This window comes from Streptomyces sp. NPDC002884, from assembly GCF_040295245.1.
Classification (GTDB): Bacteria; Actinomycetota; Actinomycetes; order Streptomycetales; family Streptomycetaceae; genus Streptomyces.
On the sequence record NZ_JBEOVB010000022.1, the window covers coordinates 91,001 to 105,182 of the forward strand.

General features: G+C 70.9%; 15 protein-coding genes and 1 pseudogene. 11 read left to right on the top strand and 5 right to left on the bottom strand.

Going from position 1 to position 14,182, the window contains the following annotated elements; all coding sequences use genetic code 11:
- Positions 1-2: 2 nt before the first annotated feature.
- The 4 genes from ABT070_RS32170 to ABT070_RS32185 are packed head-to-tail and all read left to right on the top strand — an operon-like array spanning position 3 to position 2,471.
- Positions 3-218 (top strand): MbtH family protein, encoded by a 216-nt coding sequence (locus ABT070_RS32170; protein ID WP_351765786.1) that lies wholly within the window; start codon positions 3-5, stop codon positions 216-218.
- Positions 219-229: 11 nt separating this feature from the next.
- The gene (locus ABT070_RS32175; protein ID WP_351765788.1) at positions 230-1,477 is read left to right on the top strand and encodes a cytochrome P450; all 1,248 of its coding nucleotides are present in this window, start codon (positions 230-232) and stop codon (positions 1,475-1,477) included.
- A gap of 30 nt (positions 1,478-1,507) precedes the next feature.
- Entirely contained in the window at positions 1,508-2,251 is a 744-nt protein-coding gene (locus tag ABT070_RS32180) for an SRPBCC family protein (RefSeq protein WP_351765790.1), read from the top strand.
- Positions 2,252-2,282: 31 nt separating this feature from the next.
- Positions 2,283-2,471, top strand: coding sequence for a hypothetical protein (locus ABT070_RS32185; protein ID WP_351765792.1), 189 nt, complete (start codon positions 2,283-2,285; stop codon positions 2,469-2,471).
- A gap of 199 nt (positions 2,472-2,670) precedes the next feature.
- Here ABT070_RS32185 and ABT070_RS32190 read toward each other — a convergent pair.
- From ABT070_RS32190 to ABT070_RS32210, 5 genes and pseudogenes are all read right to left on the bottom strand, one after another.
- Positions 2,671-2,919: pseudogene (locus ABT070_RS32190) on the bottom strand (FAD-dependent oxidoreductase); the annotation flags it as partial.
- The gene (locus ABT070_RS32195; protein WP_351765794.1) at positions 2,916-3,977 is read right to left on the bottom strand and encodes an oligopeptide/dipeptide ABC transporter ATP-binding protein; all 1,062 of its coding nucleotides are present in this window, start codon (positions 3,975-3,977) and stop codon (positions 2,916-2,918) included. The gene ABT070_RS32195 and the pseudogene ABT070_RS32190, both read right to left, overlap by 4 nt.
- Positions 3,974-5,827, bottom strand: coding sequence for a dipeptide/oligopeptide/nickel ABC transporter permease/ATP-binding protein (locus ABT070_RS32200; protein WP_451102173.1), 1,854 nt, complete (start codon positions 5,825-5,827; stop codon positions 3,974-3,976). Before ABT070_RS32200 ends, ABT070_RS32195 begins: the two co-directional genes overlap by 4 nt.
- A gap of 94 nt (positions 5,828-5,921) precedes the next feature.
- Positions 5,922-6,908, bottom strand: coding sequence for an ABC transporter permease (locus tag ABT070_RS32205; protein ID WP_351765798.1), 987 nt, complete (start codon positions 6,906-6,908; stop codon positions 5,922-5,924).
- Positions 6,909-6,958: 50 nt separating this feature from the next.
- A complete protein-coding gene (locus tag ABT070_RS32210) occupies positions 6,959-8,557 on the bottom strand; it encodes an ABC transporter substrate-binding protein (protein WP_351765800.1) in 1,599 nt (532 codons plus the stop codon).
- A gap of 162 nt (positions 8,558-8,719) precedes the next feature.
- On the opposite strand from ABT070_RS32210, the gene ABT070_RS32215 reads away from it, so the two are divergent.
- The 7 genes from ABT070_RS32215 to ABT070_RS32245 all read left to right on the top strand — a co-directional run bounded on the left by ABT070_RS32215 (position 8,720) and on the right by ABT070_RS32245 (position 14,041).
- Complete coding sequence (locus ABT070_RS32215) at positions 8,720-10,480, top strand: DUF885 domain-containing protein (RefSeq protein WP_351765802.1); 1,761 nt, start codon at positions 8,720-8,722, stop codon at positions 10,478-10,480.
- A 129-nt stretch (positions 10,481-10,609) separates the two neighbouring features.
- Positions 10,610-10,987, top strand: a complete 378-nt coding sequence (locus ABT070_RS32220) for a DUF5132 domain-containing protein (protein ID WP_351765804.1) — start codon at positions 10,610-10,612, stop codon at positions 10,985-10,987.
- A gap of 279 nt (positions 10,988-11,266) precedes the next feature.
- Positions 11,267-11,455: a hypothetical protein gene (locus ABT070_RS32225; RefSeq protein WP_351765806.1), complete on the top strand. Its 189-nt coding sequence runs from the start codon at positions 11,267-11,269 to the stop codon at positions 11,453-11,455.
- Positions 11,455-11,880: a thioesterase II family protein gene (locus ABT070_RS32230; protein WP_351765808.1), complete on the top strand. Its 426-nt coding sequence runs from the start codon at positions 11,455-11,457 to the stop codon at positions 11,878-11,880. The genes ABT070_RS32225 and ABT070_RS32230 overlap by 1 nt, the downstream gene beginning before the upstream one ends.
- Positions 11,853-12,206 (top strand): thioesterase II family protein, encoded by a 354-nt coding sequence (locus tag ABT070_RS32235; RefSeq protein ID WP_351765810.1) that lies wholly within the window; start codon positions 11,853-11,855, stop codon positions 12,204-12,206. The genes ABT070_RS32230 and ABT070_RS32235 overlap by 28 nt, the downstream gene beginning before the upstream one ends.
- 257 nt (positions 12,207-12,463) lie before the next feature.
- Positions 12,464-13,606: an alpha/beta hydrolase gene (locus tag ABT070_RS32240; protein ID WP_351765812.1), complete on the top strand. Its 1,143-nt coding sequence runs from the start codon at positions 12,464-12,466 to the stop codon at positions 13,604-13,606.
- A gap of 48 nt (positions 13,607-13,654) precedes the next feature.
- Complete coding sequence (locus tag ABT070_RS32245; protein ID WP_351765814.1) at positions 13,655-14,041, top strand: DUF5132 domain-containing protein; 387 nt, start codon at positions 13,655-13,657, stop codon at positions 14,039-14,041.
- Positions 14,042-14,182: the final 141 nt, after the last annotated feature.

The following is a 14,182-nucleotide window of genomic DNA, read 5'->3' on the forward strand; positions in this document are numbered from 1 at the left end:
CCATGACCAACCCGTTCGAGGACCAGGACGGCACCTTCCTCGTGCTCACCAACGACGAGAACCAGCACTCGCTGTGGCCGCAGTTCGCGGACGTCCCCGACGGCTGGAGCGTCGCCCACGGACCCGACACCCACGCCGCCTGCCTGGAGTACGTCGAGCGGTCCTGGACCGACATGCGGCCCAAGAGCCTCGCCGACGCCATGAACGCCCAGCGGTAGCGCGGCTCGCAGTGAACCTGACCGACACCACCGACGAGGCCCGCGACAGCGCGGGCCTCGCCCGGTCCGACGACCTCGCCGCGGCTCTGCTCACGCCCGAGGCCCGCCGGGACCCGTACCCGTTCTACGCCCGCATGCGCCGCGAGGATCCGGTCCACCGCAGCGCCCAGGGCATCTGGTATCTCACCCGGTACGCCGACGTCGAGGCGGCCCTGACCGACCTGCGGCTGTCCAACGACCGCGACCGGATGACCCGCGCCTACAGCGCGCTCGGTGGCGACCTGAAGGCCTTCAGCCGGCTCACCGACCGGCTCGGCCGGGTGATGAGCAACACCGACCCGCCGGACCACGCCCGGCTGCGCAAGCTGGCCAACCGGGCTTTCACCGCCCGGCGTGTCGAAGCCCTGCGCGACGGCATCCAGCGGATCGTCGACCGGCTCATCGACGAGGCGGTCGCGGCCGGGCCGACCATGGACCTGATCGAGGCGGTCGCCTCCCCGCTGCCGATGTCCGTCGTCTGCGAGCTCTTCGGCATCCCGCCCGAGGACCTCCCGCAGGTCAAGACCTGGTTCCACCGCTTCGGCCGACTGAGTGAGGACATCGACAAGTCCGAGGCGGCCATCGAGCAGTACGAGGAGTACCTCGCCCGGCTCGTCCGACGCCGCCGTGCCGACCCCGGCGACGACCTCATCAGCGCCCTGGTCGCCACCCAGGCGCAGGACGACCGGCTCACCGACTCCGAACTGCTTTCCACCTGCTTCGTCCTGATCACCGCCGGCGACGAGACCACCACCCACCTGGTCGGCAACGGCATGCTCGCCCTGCTGCGCCACCCCGACCAACTGGTCCGACTGCGCGCCGATCCGACGCTGGTCCGCACCGCCGTCGAGGAACTCGCCCGCTACGACACGCCGACCCAGGCGATCGTCCGGGTCGTCGCCGAGGACGTGGAGATCGGCGGGCGGACACTGTGCGAGGGCGAGCTGGTGTATCTGTTCCTCGCGGCGACCAACCGTGACCCCGAGCGCTTCGAGGACCCCGACCGCCTCGACCTGACCCGCCCCGGCAACCGGCACCTCAGCTTCGGCAACGGCCCGCACTTCTGCCTCGGCGGCCCGCTGGCCAAGCTCCAGGCAGAGGTGGCCGTCGGCACGCTGGTCCGCCGGCTCCCGCACCTGCGGCTGGCCGACAGCGCGGTCCTCGACTGGCGGCCCAACCCGCTGCAACGGCGGCTCACCGCCCTTCCGCTCACCTACTGACCCATGAACGACGACCAAGGAGAAGTGACCATGGCCCGAGATCTCGAGGTCCGCCGGGAACAGGACCTGCCCGCCACGCCCGAACAAGTCTGGGACGCGGTCGCCACCGGCGCCGGCAACCTCGGCTGGCTCTACCCGATGGAGGTCGAGCCGCGCGTCGGAGGAAAAGCCACGCGCGGCGACAGCACCGTCGTGGCATGGGAGCCGCCGCGCCACTTCGCGGTGCGGGCTACCCAGGACGGCGGGTTCTCCAACACGCTCACCTACCGCATCGAGCCGGCCGACGGCGGCGCGAGCCACCTGCGGATGGGAATCCACTGGGTGCACACGGGCGTCGTGGACGACACCTGGAACTGGGACACCAAGGCGGACGCGGCCGAGAAGCACGTCGACTTCTACCAGCACTCCCTCCCCGAGTACCTGAGGCACTTCGCCGGCCGCCCCGCCGTCTACGTCAAGGCCGCCCGTACCGAGTGCACCGAGGATCCCGCAGACTTCGCCGCCCTTCGTCGGCGCCTCGGCCTCGACGACGACGCGGCCGTCGGCGACCGGTTGTCGCTCGACCTCCCGGGTACGGACGGCGGCCCGACGGAGGTGGTCGTGGACTGGCTGAGCCCCGACTTCGTCGGCCTGCGCGGCCCGGACGCGCTGTACCGGTTCTTCAACGGAAGTTCCTGGAACTGGCCGATCTGGCTGGGCCACCACCTCTTCGCCGAGGACGCGGACGAAGAGCAGGCCGTCAAGGCCTGGAACGCCTGGCTCAACGGCTCCTGACCCGTCGCACGACACAATCGAAGGACCTCTGGTGGAAACACTGCTCTACGCCGCTGAACTCGTCCGGGAAGACGGCATCTACAAGCTCGTGGTGCAGGACGTGGTGCGGGACACGGTACAGGTCACCCCGGTTCCCGAATCCGCGGTGGCCAGGCTTCCGGCCTTCCTGTCGGTGCTGAGTTCCAAGCTCGGCTCGGCGCCGGCACGTGGCCGCTGGTAGACCGCTTCTGGATCAATGAGGCCGGTGCCGTCCCGCACATCGACTGCCGGACGGCACCGGCTCTGTGAACGGGTGCCGATGGCCGGACCTGAGCCCATGACGGTTCGAGAGGCGGTGCGGCCCTGGTCACCTGGGTTGTCCGCCGGCGGGACACCGACGACCGTGCGGTGGAAGAGGAAGCGCCGGTGCCGAGGTGCTCTGCCCATCGTGCCCAGCAGTGCCGGGATTCCCATGCGGTGGCGACACCGCTCCGGGTCGAGCAGGTGAAACGGATGATCGCGCTCGACGCGCTGGTGGAGCCGTGGCCGAAGCCGCCGGCCTTGTCCACGACCACGACGCGCCGGCCGGTGCGCGCCGGTTCCAGTGCCACCGCGGCACCGATCACACCGGTGCCCACGACGACCGCGTCCGCGCGGGACGGAGGCGTGTCCATTTCCCCGGCCGTCATGACGGCCGGGGCTCGGGGGTTCGCGGAGTTCGGTCACCGTCGTCGTCCGGGGGAACGCGACGGGCCTGGGGCGGGTGGTCGTCGGTGCGGTACGGGAAGTGGCAGGCGGCGCGATGCGGCTGACCGGCCGCGTCCTGCTGCGGGTCCCGTGCGGCGCAGACATCCCGTCCGGGATGTCGGTGCGGTCCGACGGGACAGCGGGGATGGAAGCGGCATCCGGTCGGCGGCGACGCGGGGTCGGGCACCTCACCGGTGAGAAGGGGTTCCCCGGCCGGGCGTCTCCCGGCGTGCAGACTCGGCACGGCGGACAGCAGCGTTCGCGTGTAGGGATGCCGTGGGCTGCGCAGCAGGTTCTCGGTGGCGGCGATCTCCACGATCCGACCGAGGTACATCACGGCGACGACGTCCGACACATGGCGGACGGCGGCGAGGTCATGGCTGATGAACAGCATGGCGAAGCCCATGCGCCGCTGCAGGTCCCGGAGCATGGTGAGCAGTGCCGCCCGGACCGACACGTCGAGAGCCGAGGTGACCTCGTCGGCGATGAGCACCGCCGGATCGACGGCGAGCGCGCGGGCGACGGCGACGCGTTGGCGCTGGCCGCCCGAGAGCTGCCGCGGCAGCCGGTCGGCGCAGCCGGTGTCGAGACCGACGAGTTCCAGCAGTCCGCCGACGCGCTGTTCGCGGCTACGGCGGTCCAGCCGGACGAAGGCCCCGGCCGATTCGGCGAGCGACTGACGGACCGTCATGCGGGGGTCCAGTGCCGTGTCCGGGTCCTGGAACACCAGTTGGACCTGTTGGCCCAGCCGACGCCGATCCGCCGCCCGGAGGCCTCGGTACTCCCGGCCGCCGACCGTGATCCGCCCGGCGCACGGACTGTCCAGCCCGACGACCGCACGTGCCAGCGTGGACTTTCCGGAACCGGACTCGCCGACCAGGCCGACCGTCGTGCCCCGGGGAACGTCCAGTGACACCCCGTCCACCGCAGCGACAGGCCCGAACGGCCCGTGGTGACGGACGGTGACGCCGTACAGCGCCAGCCCTGCCTCTTCCCTCACTGCTCCGCCTCTTCGGTCTCGCGCTGCCCGCAGAACTGTGCCGGAGGCAGCGGCTGCCAGCAGGCGACCTCATGCTCCGGGTCGAGCGGAGACAGCACGGGGCTCTCCACGGCACACCGGTCCACTCGGTACGGGCAGCGGTCATGGAAGGGGCAGCCCGGGGCCGTACCGTACGGATCGGGTGGCCCTCCCTCGATGGTGTGCAGGGGGTGGTCGCGGTCCGCGGCCAGGTCCGGGACCGAGGCGACGAGCATCCGCGTGTACGGATGCCGTGCGCCGGTCGCCAGCTCACGGGCGGGAAGATTCTCCACGATCGTTCCCCCGTACATGACCAGAACCCGGTCGCAGGCGTCGGCGACCAGGGCGATGTCGTGGCTGATGAAGAGGATCGCCGTGCCGTCGTCGCGCCGGATACGGCGGAGCAGGTCCATGATCTGCCGCTGCACGGTGACGTCCAGGGCTGTCGTCGGCTCGTCCGCGACGATGAGGGCGGGCCGCATCATCGAAGCGGCGGCGATCGCCACTCGCTGGCGCTGACCGCCGGACAGCTGGAAGGGCCGGGAGCGCAGCAACCGGCGCCCGCCGGGCAGCGCGACCCGCTGAAGCTGGATCAGGGCCTGCTCGACGGCCTCGGCACGAGAAGTGCCGTGGTGTGCGCGCACGGCCTCCGTCATCTGCGTTCCGATGCGGAGCGACGGGTTGAAGGCCGAGGCCGGGTTCTGGAAGATCATCGCCATTCCCGTCGCCAACTGCCTGCGTCGCTCTTTGCGTGACGACGAGTCGGCGTCCGCGCCGAGAAACCGGTGGGTGCCCCAGGTCGCGCGGGCGCCGTCCGGCAGCAGGTCGGCGATGGCGAGCGCCGTCAGCGACTTGCCGGAGCCGGACTCGCCGACCAGGCCGACCATCTCGCCGCGCCGCAGGGCGAGGTTGACACCGCGGACGGGCCGGAGCACCCCCTCCGCCGTGGGAAGGGCGACCCGTAGATCCGCCACCTCCAGCACGTGGTCCGCGGCCTCCGGAAGGCCGGTGCGTACCGGGTGTGGCGCGGGTTCTTCCGGCTGCCCTGGGCGGGTGCGGCGCGCGGCGGCTCCGGCCAGCATCTCGCCGAGCAGTTGGAAGGCCACGGCGGCGTACACGATGGCGATACCGGGGGCCACGGCCGGCAGCGGTTCGGTGTAAATGCGGTCCAGGCCCTGGCTGAGCAGGAGCCCCCAGTCGTACGAGGGGGGCTGCACCCCCAGTCCGAGGAAGCTCAGTCCCGACAGGGCCACGAGTGCCGAGCCCGCGGCGACCGTGGTGTTGAGCATCAGCGGTTCGGCGATGTGGGGCAGGACATGGCGCAGCAGGAGCCGGTGGCGGCGCAGGCCCAGCACGCGCGCGGCCGCCATGAAGTCGGTTCCGGCCACTTTGGCGGCGAGGGTCTGGGTGATCCGCGCGAAGCCGGGCGCACAGGCGACGGCGAGTGCGCACACGGCCCCGCCCGCCCCCGCACCGAAGAGGGCCGCGAAGAACATCGCGACGAGGAGCGCGGGGAAGGCCATCAGGAGGTTGATCAGGGCGCCCAGCAGGCGGCGGGCGCGTCCGCCGACGACAGCGGTGAGCGCCCCGAGTGTGATCCCGGCCGTCGCACCGAGGAGCGTGGCCGCGACGGCCGGCAGCAGGGAGAGCCAGGTCGCCGAGAGCAGTCGGGCGAGCAGGTCGCGCCCGAGGTGGTCCGTGCCGAGCAAGTGGCTTGCAGTGGGCGCCCGCAGCACCGCCGACGGGTCCGGACGTTCGGCGGCCTGCCCCCACAGCACCGCCCCCGCGACGGCCAGTACGACGAGTGACCCGAGCATCACCAGGGTGATCACGCCCATCGGTGTGGACCAGCCCGAGTGGGTCGCACGAGACCTGTCGGCTGTGGCACGCGGCGTGGGTGGGGAAGGGGAGGACGACGTCATCGGATCACGTCTCCCGGATGACGGATCGGGGGTCGAGCAGCGCGAGGGCCAGATCGACCAGGAAGTTCACCACGAGGACGGCCGAACCCAGCACCAGGACCGACGCCTCGACGACCGCGTAGTCCTGCGCGGCCACGGACTGCGCCATCGCCGACCCGATGCCCGGCCAGGCGAAAACCTTCTCGACCAGTACCGTTCCCGCGATCAGGGCCGGCAGCAGGTTCCCGGCGACCGTCAGCGACGCGGTCAGCGTGTTCGGTGCCACGTGGCGCAGGTAGAGCGGGACGGCGGACAGCCGTTTCGCGCGGGCGGCACGCACATAATCCGTGGCGAGTACCTTGAGCGTCTCCACCCGCACGATCCGCAACAGGACCGCGGTCGGAGCGAGCGCAAGCGCGACGACGGGCAGCACATAGGACCGGGGACCGAGGTCGCCGGCGGCGGGAAGGATGCGCAGGGCGACCGCCAGTCCCGCGGTGAGACCCGCCGCGAGGACGAAGTCGGGCACGCCCGCCAGGACCGAGGTGGTGGCGGTGAACGCCAGCTCCGCCCGCGGGCGTCGCCCCCCGTGTGTCCACACCGCGGAGAGCAGCCCACCTGGGAGCGCGACGACGAGGACGCAGGCGAAGGCCAGGACGGCGAGCAGCAGGGTGGCCGGCAGTCGTGCCCTGACCAGGTCGGCCACCGGCTCGCCGGTCACCAGCGAGACCCCGAGGTCGCCGTGGGTCAGCCGCGGGAGATGCTGCCAGTACTGTTCCGGCAGGCTCCGGTCCAGACCGAGTTCGTGCCGCTTCGCCGCCACCAGGTCCGGCGGGGCGTCCACGCCGAGCGCGGCCCGGACCGGGTCCCCGGGGATCAGCCGGATTATCGCGAAGGAAGCGGTGACGACAATGAAGAGTGAGACGACCAGCCGTGCCGCGCGCCGGCAGCAGAACACCGCCCACGGGTGGTGGCGGGCCGTGGCACCGAGCCGCGCGGACACGGTCGTCATTTGGGAAACCTCCTCGACTGGCGGGCGGCCGCACGGCGCGTCCACCACGGCTATCTGTGCAGGCGGATGCTGGTCGGTACGATCCGGCCGCCGGGTGCCACCGAGAAGGTTGTCCGGTAGCCGTACACCGTGCTCGTGCCGTCGGCGATGGGCAGCGCGTCGGCCGAACGGAGAAGTGCCGCGGCGGCCCTGTTCCAGTCCGCGCAGCTGGCCGAGCCCGGCGCATGCAGGGCCCGGGCGACGAATCGGTCGTAGGCGGGGTTGCTGACGTGCGCGAAGTTCAGTCCTCCTGACGACGGCGGGCCGGAGAAGTACGGGACGAGCTGCGCGGGCAACGGCGGCCCCGGCGAGCTGCCGACCACGACGTCGAAGTCGCCGCTTCCGTACATGGCCTGGACCACCGCGTTGCGGCTCTCGCCGACGAGGTCGACGTCCACGCCCAGCGCCTGCCACGTCACGGCCATCAGTTCGGCGACCGACGGAAGGGTGGAGCCGAAGCCGGCGCTGCTGAGCAGCCGCAGACGCAGCGGTCGGCCCTGCTTGACCAGCCTGCCCCGCACGTCCTTCGTCCAGCCCGCGGCGCGCAGGGCCCGCACGGCGCTGCTGTGCGAGGGCAGGTTCCCCGTGGCCACGTCGGAGTAGCAGAGGGAGTTCGGGGCGGTGAGAGCGCGCGCGGGCGTACCGTCTCCACCGATCGCCACATTGGCGAGGCCCTTGCGGTCCAGAGCCCCTACCAGTGCCTGGCGCAGCACCGGGTCGCTCAAGGGCCGGTCGGTGCGCTCGTTGAAGAAGGTCAGCCCCACCACGGTCGGCACCTGGGCGGTCGCCAGACCGTGGCCGGTCAGCCGCGCGCGGTCCGGGCCGGTCACCATGGCGATGTTCACTCCGCCCGTGAGCAGAAGATTCGCCACGGTGGACTCCTGCGGAACCACCGTCACCACGATCCGCTCCGGCTGCCCCGGAGTTGCGTTGCCTGCTCCGCGCGGCCCCCACGCGTAACCCTTGCGCCGGGTGAAGAGGTACGGACCCCCCGAGGCGTAGCCGATCAGCACGTACGGTCCGGTGCCCTCCGACCTCTTGTCCAGCGCTCCGGGATCCGCCAGTCCGGCGGGGCAGACGACGGGCAGCAGACCGATCGTCCGCACGATGAAGCTGTACGGCGATGCCGTCCGCACCGACACCGTCCGCTCCGCGTCGTCGGCCGACACCGTGAACGGCACACCCGGCAGGGCGGTCCGGGCACCGATGAGCCGGTTGCGTGGATCGCCGGCATACCTCAGCGACCGGGCCACCCCGGACGCCGTCAGGGGCGTGCCGTCGGAGCAGGTCACCCCCTTGCGCAGGGTGAAACTCGCCGCAGTGGCGCCCGCCTGCCATCTCTCGGCCAGACCGGACACCACACGCCCGTCCCGTGCCACATCGACCAGTGAGTCGTAGGCATAAGGAGCCAGTGAAAGGCCGAACTGCGAGTACGGGTTGAAGCTCGAGGTCTCGGAGGCGGTGGCGATCGTGACGGTGCCGCCCACGACCACAGGAGTGCGCGTCGACGACACGTCGCCGCCGCAACCGGCCAGCACGGCTGACACGACGACACCGGCCGCCGCCACGACCGACCGAGCCCTGGGAGACGACACGGTTCGGCGGTGCATGGCGCTCATCGTGCCATCGCGATCGACGGCGTCGTCCGGGCTTTCCCGGGACGGACGCGAACATGCCCGACTATTTCCCTCGTCCGAGTGAGGCCGCCCGACGCGCGGTCCACGGTCATCCTGTTACTGACGCTGCGTCACCTCAAGGCGCACACTGGCGACATGGTCATCAATCCAGGGGGTTCCCCGGACGACTCGACGGCGTGCGAGATCGACCGACTCGCGACCTCGTACCGGGACTTCCTGCTCGCACGCGAGCCGTCGCTGCGCACGCGCCGCGGGCTGCCGGTCGAGTCGCTGCCGGGGGTGTCCGCGGGGGAGGCCGACGAGCGCGCCGGGTTCGCGGCAGGGGTGCTGAACCGGCTGCGTGCGCTGCGACCGGCGGAGCTGTCCGGTCTCGCCGCCGACACGGCGGGCTTCCTCCGGGCACTGGCCGAACAGGAAGTGGAGGCGGGGCGTTTCCATTGGCTCACCCCCACCGCCACGCCGTACCAGCTCTTCCGCCTCCAGCAGTACGGTGACACCGTCTTCGGCCCGTTCCGCTTCGAGCACCGAGCCGACGCGGACCGGTATGTGACCCTCGTTCGGGACCTGGCCCGCTGCGTCGCGACGATCGGCGACAAGGTCGCCGGGCAGGCGGAGCGGGGCTTTCACATCCCCGCTCCGGCCCTGACCGGCGTTCACACCACACTCACCCGTCTGCGGGCGTCGGCGGCACGGTACGTCCGGGCGGACGCCGAGCGGCTCACCCGACTCGACGCGGCGAGCCGGGGGCACCTGCGCGACACGGTCGAGCGGCTCGTGGCCACCGAACTGGAGCCGGCGTTCGACCGCCTCGTCGCCCTCGTGAGCGACCCGGACTACCTCCGGTGGGCGCCGCAAGCCGTCGGCTGGGCCCGCTACCCGGAAGGCGAGGCGGCATACCGGGCCTTCGTCAGGACGTACACATCCGGCGACACACCACCCGAACGTCTCCACGAACTCGGCCGTGAGCACTGCCGCGAACTCGGGGAGCGGATGCGGGAGATGCGCGACACGCTCGGTTTCGCGGGAACGGAGGCGGAGTTCCACGAACGGCTCGCGACCGAACCGCGCCTGTACGCCGCCACCCCGGAGGAGGTCGAAGCCCGTTACCGCGGACACCTCGACCGCCTCACGCCGCTGCTGCCGCGCTGGTTCGCGGTCCTGCCCCGCGCCCCCTACGACGTGGCCCGCCTCGACCCGGCGCTGGAGGGGTCGATGACGTTCGGCTACTACGAACCGCCGACCGCCACGCGACCGGTGGGACGCTACCGCTACAACGCCTCGGACCTGGCACATCGGTCACTGCTCGGCGCGGCCGCGCTCATCTACCACGAGCTGTCGCCCGGACATCACTTCCACCTCGCCCGCCAGGCCGAGAACACCGCGCTGCCCGACCTGCGCCGCGAACTGACGGCTTTCAGCGGGTTCGAGGAGGGCTGGGCGGAGTACGCGGCAGGGCTCGGCTGGGAGATGGGGCTGTACGACGACCCGTGGGACGCGTACGGACGCCTGGCCCATGAACGGTTCACCGCGCAGCGCCTCGTCGTCGACACCGGCCTCAACCTCGGGACGATGACACTGGATCAGGCGCGCACCTTCATGCGCGCCCACGCGGCAGCCGAGTCCGAGGGACAGATCACGACCGAGTCGCTGCGCTACGCGACCGATCTGCCGGGACAGGCGCTGACGTACCGGGCGGGTCATGCGGAGTTCACGGCATTGCGGACGGCATACGAACATGACGCCGGCCCCGCGTTCGACGTGCGCGCCTTTCACGAGACCGTGCTGGCCGGCGGCACACTGCCGTTTCCCGCCCTGCGCCGACGGGTGGAGAGAGAACTGCACGGGGCATACGGCCGAACAGGCTTCCAGGGAAGGCCACTCTACTCGAATGAGTGAAGGCCACGGGGAATTCGTAGCCTCTTGCCCGGCCTCGGATACTCTCTGTGATGGCGGGTGCAGGTCCGCTGAAGCGGAGTGCGTCCGTCTAATCATCATCTCCTCGACAGAAGAGAAGGATGTTGTGCCATGCCGCCTGTAGTACCTCCTTTCCTGATCGGTCTGATCGCCGCATCCCTGGTGAAGAGGGTGGGCAAGCCCTTGGTGCGAGGACTCGTCAAAGCGTCGGTGGGCCTGGGAATCGAAGTCAAGCGGGCCGTCCACGAAGCCGGCGAGGGAATCCAGGATCTCGCTGCCGAGGCGACCGCTGAAGTGCGTGCAGCCCAGACGGCACAAGGAGCCGGGCACGGCGTCGGCGCCCCGGAGGACGGCACCGCGGGCCGGGCCGGAGCGGCCGCCAGGTCGGCGCCCGCGGCCGCAGAGGCCCACGCGGGACAGACCGGCGGCCAGGGCAAGTCCGTAAGCAAGGCCCGTAGCGCCGGTTCGGCCGCCGCCAAGGCGCGCTGAGTCCGCCCGCCGACTCTCCGTGTGATTCTGGCTCGTCCCAATGTCACGGCCACGTTTTCGTCTTCGTGACCGGTCGAGACTTCCAAGTCCCGGCCAGAGTAAAACCCGTCCCTTTCCGCGTATGCCCACCGTGAAAAAGTCGACGGCGTTCCATGAAGCCTTCGGCTGACACAGCGGCCGTTCGCCGGCCCGGCCTCTCGCATGCGACCGCCGCGTTACCGGCGACACGGTGGGCTGCGCCGTATCGGCCATCACGACACCCTGGTGGAGGCAGGTCAGATGTCTGCGACCGGAACCCCCCTGTATTCCGCGGAACTCATCCAGGAAGGCGGTGCCTGCGAACTCGTCGTGACCGATCGCCAGCGCCACACTCCGCAGACCGCATACGTGTCCATGAGGGCGGTGGAGCAGCTTCCCGCGCTTCTCGCCGAGCTCGGCTCCCTGCACCTGCGCGGGATCCCTTGGTGATGACGGCGACCGACGCGAAGAAGTGGTTCCGTGTCCACCGGCGTGCGGCGGACCCCAGGCTCCGACTGGTGTGTTTCCCGCACGCCGGCGGCACGGCACAGCTGTTCCACGGCTGGCCCGCGCTGTTGCCGGCGGACGTCGAGGTGCTCGCCGTGCGGTACCCCGGCCGCCAGGACCGGCTTGCGGAAGCCTGCATCGAGGACATGGCCACCCTGGCCGACACGATCGAGGACGCACTGCGGCCCTGGCTCGACCGGCCACTGGCGCTCTTCGGGCACAGCATGGGCGCCTGCGTCGCCTACGAGGTGGCCCTGCGGCTGGAGACCCGCGGCATCGTCCCCGAACACCTTCTGGTCTCCGCACACGAAGCCCCCCCCGGTGGGCCGAACGCGTCGCGTTGCACGACGCCGACGACGAAACCCTGATCACCCACGTCCGGCGCCTCGGAGACCTGCACTCGGAGGCCTACGACATCCCGGAGCTGCGTGACCTGCTGCTGCCCGCCCTCCGTTCGGACTACCGGCTCATCGAGGGCTACCACCCCCTGAGTCCGGCACCGGTCAAGGCGCCGATCACCGCGTACCTCGGCCAGGACGATCCGAGTTGCGTGCTCGACGGGGTCCTCGCCTGGTCCGGCCTCGCCGCCCCGGGCTCGTTCGAGCTGCGCCCGTTCCCCGGGGATCACTTCTACCTCGCAGCCCGGGAGGCCGAAGTGGTCGCGGACGTGGCAGCACGCCTTGCTCGCGAGTGAGGTGCCGGTCAGGCGTGACGGCGAATACCCGCATCGAGAACCTGGGAGACCACGGCGCACACCCACAGGTCCCGCACTGTGCATCGTCGGTCCCTGGCAGGGGCCGTCCGGCGTCGGCCCCTGCCCAACAGGCCATGACAGGCGGGGCCGGCAACGTGCGTGGCGCCCGCGGGGTTCTCAGGGGACGATGGTCGTACCGGTCGCAGATGTGCGGTGTTCCCGGCAGCGGCCGTGAAGGCCGGGACGGAGAGGGAACCATGCGACCGGGAACACGTGCCGCTGACGCGATACACCGGCTGCTCGGCCGTGACTGGGCCGGGCTGGCCATCGCTCTGCTGCCGGCGGCCGCAGGTGCGCGGTGCGCATCCAGGGGGACCGGCTGGCGGATTCTCGGCGGTGTGCTGTGGGCCGTGGCCCTCGCACTCGGTCTCGGGTCGTTCCGCCATCTGGTGCATGTGGGCCGGATACGGGTGAGGTATCCGCCACCCGGACGAATGGTCGACGTGGGCGGCTACCGCATGCATGTCCTGGCCGAGGGAGACGCCGGAGCGAGGCCCACGGTGGTCTGGATGCCGGGTGGCCATGCCGGGGGGTACGCCATGTACCGGCTGCACGCGCTGGCGCGGGAACAGATGCGTTCGGTCCTGGTGGACCGTCCGGGGTCCGGCTGGAGCGACCCGGGCCCGTTCCCGCGCACGACGGCGGCAGAGGCCGTCGAACTGCTCACGGCGCTGGAACGGGCCGGTGAAAAGGGTCCCTATGTCTTCGTGGGGCATTCGTTCGGGGGGATGCTCATGGCCAACGCCGCCAGGCGCCGCCCTGACCTGGTGGCCGGTCTGGTGCTGCTCGATCCCACCCCGCCCGATGCCGTCGCCTTCGGCCCGGCGCTTCCGGCCCTGCGACGTGCCCCGAGGGACCAGACCGTCCTCGCGCTGCGTCACCTCTTCGGCCTCCACCCTCTCGCGGGCAAGGAGGAGACACACACCTCCGACGACCCGACGCAGGTTCTCACCATGATCGAGCTCAGGACCAAGGCGAGCTGCGCCGCGGCATCGATCCTGCGAGAGCTGTCGCCTGACGGCATCACCAGAGACGGCTGGCAGACGGCCGTACACGACGGCGAGCTCGGCTCGCTGCCCCTTCTCCTCGTGGCGCCACGCGATCTGACGGGCGGTGGCGAGATCTTCGACGCGGTCGACGATCCGGAGGAGAGCGCCCGGGTACGGCACTTCTTCCTCACCGTGAGAGAACGGTTCCTCGCGGCTTCCAGCAGAGGGCGGAGGGTCTACACCCCAGAGGGAACCGGCCACGACTTCCCGGATCGCGTCCCCGACTTTGTTGTGCAGGTGGTGGGCTCGCTGCTGGATCGGTGCGGGCCGGGGGCGCCGAAGCAGTTCTGATCCCGTCGCCCAGCCACGGTCCACTCCGGCGAGCTTCCGCCCGACCGAATGAACAGTGTCGGCGTCTACGGGCGCATCGACCGAGGTCCGACTATCGTGTTTTTGGTGGGGGCGAAATTCCTGCCCAGCCTTGTCGGCCAGCCGGTGTTGGCTCGTGTGGCGTCGGCAGTCGTGCTGTGTACACAAGAAGAGGGTTTACCCATGCTCCCTGCAGTTGCTCCCTTCGCCGTCGGCGTGATGACAGCCCCTCTGGCCAAAAGAGTGGCGAAACCGCTGGTGCGAGGCGTCATCAGGACATCGGTCGGCCTGGCCCTCGAAGTCAAGCGTGCAGTCATCGAGGCCGGGGAGGAGATCCAGGGCCTCACCGCCCAAGCGGCTGCCGAGAAGCTGGCGAGTTCCGCTCGCACGCGTGGTGCGGAGTCGGCGGTGAGGTGATGGCCCACGGTGCCGCGGCTGGCTGAAGTCCGTCGACCTCGGCCTCGCCTATAGCCGATGCGGGTGCACACACGAGGTACTTCACCGTGCCGGCTTTCCCCCTGGTGGGGCCCGCCGGACGCGCCGTCGCCATCCCGCTGT

What these genes read in the sequence shown, in the direction of transcription:
- ABT070_RS32205 (WP_351765798.1), bottom strand. Translation starts at nt 6,908, where the DNA reads ATGACGACCGTGTCCGCGCGGCTCGGTGCCACGGCCCGCCACCACCCG.
- ABT070_RS32225 (WP_351765806.1), top strand. Translation starts at nt 11,267, where the DNA reads ATGTCTGCGACCGGAACCCCCCTGTATTCCGCGGAACTCATCCAGGAA.
- ABT070_RS32230 (WP_351765808.1), top strand. Translation starts at nt 11,455, where the DNA reads ATGACGGCGACCGACGCGAAGAAGTGGTTCCGTGTCCACCGGCGTGCG.
- ABT070_RS32220 (WP_351765804.1), top strand. Translation starts at nt 10,610, where the DNA reads ATGCCGCCTGTAGTACCTCCTTTCCTGATCGGTCTGATCGCCGCATCC.
- ABT070_RS32170 (WP_351765786.1), top strand. Translation starts at nt 3, where the DNA reads ATGACCAACCCGTTCGAGGACCAGGACGGCACCTTCCTCGTGCTCACC.
- ABT070_RS32245 (WP_351765814.1), top strand. Translation starts at nt 13,655, where the DNA reads ATGAACAGTGTCGGCGTCTACGGGCGCATCGACCGAGGTCCGACTATC.
- ABT070_RS32215 (WP_351765802.1), top strand. Translation starts at nt 8,720, where the DNA reads ATGGTCATCAATCCAGGGGGTTCCCCGGACGACTCGACGGCGTGCGAG.
- ABT070_RS32210 (WP_351765800.1), bottom strand. Translation starts at nt 8,557, where the DNA reads ATGCACCGCCGAACCGTGTCGTCTCCCAGGGCTCGGTCGGTCGTGGCG.
- ABT070_RS32240 (WP_351765812.1), top strand. Translation starts at nt 12,464, where the DNA reads ATGCGACCGGGAACACGTGCCGCTGACGCGATACACCGGCTGCTCGGC.
- ABT070_RS32180 (WP_351765790.1), top strand. Translation starts at nt 1,508, where the DNA reads ATGGCCCGAGATCTCGAGGTCCGCCGGGAACAGGACCTGCCCGCCACG.